Annotated in this window: 2 pseudogenes; one reads left to right on the top strand and one right to left on the bottom strand. The window is 58.9% G+C overall.

What is annotated here, in order from left to right:
- Positions 1–28 precede the first annotated feature (28 nt).
- Positions 29–196: pseudogene (locus tag EYW47_RS42345) on the top strand (CHAD domain-containing protein); the annotation flags it as partial.
- Positions 197–199: 3 nt separating this feature from the next.
- On the opposite strand, the pseudogene EYW47_RS42350 reads toward EYW47_RS42345, so the two are convergent.
- A pseudogene (locus EYW47_RS42350) lies at positions 200–431 on the bottom strand (cytochrome c); the annotation flags it as partial.

Below are 431 nucleotides of genomic sequence, written 5' to 3' on the forward strand. Positions count from 1 at the left end.
CTCCCTCAAGGCATTTGCGGACGCCAGGGTGACGGATTCCGAAAAGCAGTTACGCAAGCGGATGCGGCACGCCGCAAAGGCGAGAAAACCAGATGTTGCGGCTTTTCATGGCGTGCGTAAAGCCGGGAAGAAAGTCCGATACCTTCTGGAGTTGTTCGGCCCGGTGCTGTCCGGACGCCATCAGAAAACGCTGGATCGTCTCAAGAAAATCCAGAAGCGATTCGGCGAATTGAATGACGTGGTCGCAAAACGGGAAACGCAACTCGTGCGGGCGGTTCGGCTGCCGGATCGGCGGCACCGACTGCAGGTACGCGTAGATCGCGTCGAAATCGGCGCGCGTGACTTTCGTGTATGACGCGAATGGCATCGCTGGGTACAGCAACGAGCCATCGCGCGACTTGCCTTCGTGCAGCATCCGGTAGAACTCGCCG

The organism is Paraburkholderia silviterrae, from assembly GCF_004353915.1.
Classification (GTDB): Bacteria; Pseudomonadota; Gammaproteobacteria; order Burkholderiales; family Burkholderiaceae; genus Paraburkholderia; species Paraburkholderia silviterrae.